Here is a 2090-nt window from a genome sequence, read left to right on the forward strand (position 1 = left end):
GAGCAATTGTCAAGAGTTGTGGATTGATTGGCTCAGCGGCGGGCGGTCGGGATCGACGCGGTAAGGGCTTGGGGCCACGTGAGTTCGAGTTCTTCGCCGGGCGTGAGGCTACTCCAGCGTTCGGCCAGCGTGTTCAGGGTGTGCGCCGCTGTGGTGAGTGTGGCTTGGGTGTAGGGGAATGGACGTTCTTCCACGATTCCCCACGCCTCTTGCGCCTTGGCGAACAACGGCGCGGTCGAGGTGCCTTCGACGGAGTCGTGAACAATGCCGCTGAGCACCTCGGCGACGCTGATCGAGCGGGTGTTGGCTTTGAGGATGTCGACGCTGCGAGTGGCCGCGTCGTGGCGTGGCGAGCCGGTGAGCACGCGCATGGAGGAGAAGACGGCTCCGGCCGCGATGCAGCCGAAGACACCGGCGCTAAGCTTGAGCTCGCGTTCGGTGACGGCATGCGCAAGGTCGTGGGGCACCCGGAACTTGCGATCGTAGGAGCGCATCTCCAAGGTCACGTTGTCGCCGCGGTGCACCACGACACGGCGGCGACCGCCGTCCATCGGTGAGAAGACAAGGCGCATCTGTCCATCATCGGGACGCTCACAGCTGGGAGCAAGCCGTTTTCCCGACTCGGTGCAGGCTGCGGCGGGCTATGCCGCGTCGGCAGTCAGGCGACCTCTGTTCCGGTGGTGTCGGCCGGGCCGGATGACGCTGGTGTGATGTCGCGGGGGCGTTCGAGCAGTTTGCCTTTATGGAACAGCGTTCCGGCGCGGACGAGGGCAACAAGTTCAGGAGCGTTGACCTTGCGCCAGCGGGTCTGGGCGGACTCGATCAGCTTGTAGGCCATGGCGATTCCCGCCGCTCGTGAGCCAGGCCCCTTGGTGACCTTGGTTCGCAGCCGCACCGAAGCGAAAGTTGATTCTATGGGATTTGTGGTCCTCAAGTGAATCCAATGCTCGGCCGGGTATTTGTAGAACTCGAGCAGCACGTCGAGGTCACCGGTGATTTTCGCAACTGCTTTGGGATACTTTGCGCCGTAGTCGATTTCGAACGCCTTGACCGCGAGTTGCGCCTTGTCGATATCCTCGGCGTTGTAGATCTCCTTCATCGCCGCTATCGCACCCGGGTGAGCCGACTTCGGAAGCGAGGCCAGGACATTCGCCGATTTGTGAAACCAGCAACGCTGTTCCTGTGTTTCGGGGAACACATCGCGCAGCGCCTTCCAGAACCCGAGCGCGCCGTCACCGACGGCCAGGACGGGCGCGGTCATGCCGCGGCGGCGGCACGACCGCAGCAGATCCGCCCACGACTCGGTCGATTCGCGGTAGCCATCGGCGATGGCAACGAGTTCCTTGCGGCCGTCGGCGCGGACCCCGATCATCACCAGCAGGCATAACTTCTCCTGCTCGAGGCGCACCTTGGTGTGGATTCCGTCGACCCACAGATACACGTAGTCGGTGCCGGACAGGTCTCGCTGCGCGAACGCGCGGGCTTCGTCCTGCCATTGGGCGGTCAACCGGGTGATCGACGCCGCTGACAACCCCGCACCGGAGCCGAGGAACTGCTCGAGCGCCGGACCGAAGTCGCCGGTGGACAGCCCATGCAGATACAGCAGCGGCAACACCTCGGTGACCTGCGGCGACTTACGTGCCCACGCGGGCAGGATCGCCGAGGAAAACCGCTGCCGCTCACCGGATTCGGCATCGACACGCTTGTCGTTCACCCGCGGCGCCTTCACCGTCACCGCGCCGGCGGCGGTCAAAACCTGCCGTTCGCTGTGGTAGCCATTGCGCACGACCAGCTTTCGACCATCTGCGTCGAGTTGGTCGGCGAACCGCTCGACATACGCGGCGACCTCGACCAGCAACGCCGCCTCGAGCATCCGGCGGGCACCTTCCCGCACGATCTCGTCGATCGGTGAACGCGACACCCCGGCCACCACACCGTCTCGATTGGACTCGGCACCACCGTCGATTACCTTGAGCAAGGGACGTACCTTCCCGCCCGGCGTTGGCGCGCCGGACTGATCAGATCCTGGATTCGAAGATCATCCGGGAAGGTACTCCTTCCCGGTCAACCACAGGTTCTGAGCATTGCTC

2 protein-coding genes are annotated in these 2090 nt (G+C 64.2%); both read right to left on the reverse strand.

The window, feature by feature from the left end:
- Positions 1-32: 32 nt before the first annotated feature.
- Positions 33-551, reverse strand: a complete 519-nt coding sequence (locus ABZ293_RS41995; RefSeq protein ID WP_355189915.1) for a hypothetical protein — start codon at positions 549-551, stop codon at positions 33-35.
- A gap of 107 nt (positions 552-658) precedes the next feature.
- A complete protein-coding gene (locus ABZ293_RS42000; protein WP_355189916.1) occupies positions 659-1966 on the reverse strand; it encodes an IS256 family transposase in 1308 nt (435 codons plus the stop codon).
- Positions 1967-2090 lie beyond the last annotated feature (124 nt).

The organism is Nocardia sp. NPDC005998 (assembly GCF_040614395.1).
GTDB lineage: Bacteria > Actinomycetota > Actinomycetes > Mycobacteriales > Mycobacteriaceae > Nocardia.

Coding starts and splice junctions, on each gene's coding strand:
- ABZ293_RS41995 (WP_355189915.1), bottom strand. CDS start 551: ATGGACGGCGGTCGCCGCCGTGTCGTGGTGCACCGCGGCGACAACGTG.